This window comes from Streptomyces sp. URMC 126 (assembly GCF_051386555.1).
GTDB lineage: Bacteria > Actinomycetota > Actinomycetes > Streptomycetales > Streptomycetaceae > Streptomyces.
On sequence record NZ_JBPQTX010001153.1, the window covers coordinates 1 to 249 of the forward strand.

General features: G+C 73.9%; 1 protein-coding gene. It reads right to left on the minus strand.

All coding sequences use genetic code 11. From position 1 onward, the window contains the following. Positions 1-249 (minus strand): condensation domain-containing protein (locus tag ACSNOK_RS35470; protein WP_436784792.1); only part of this gene is annotated, 249 nt, incomplete at both ends.

Here is a 249-nt window from a genome sequence, read left to right on the forward strand (position 1 = left end):
TTCCGCCACCGGCCGTTCGGGATCGCGTACGGCCTCGGTGAGCAGCCGGCGCAGCTGGCCGATCATCCGCTCCGCGGTCGCCGTGTCGAACAGATCGGTGCTGTGCACCACGGCGCCCCGCAGGGCGCCCGTCTCCGGCTCCTCCCAGAGGTGGAACTCCAGGTCGAAGCGGGTGGAGTGGCGGGGCAGCGGCACGGCGCGCAGGCTCGCCCCGGGCAGCTCGAAGTCCAGGCGCGGCGGGTTCTGGAG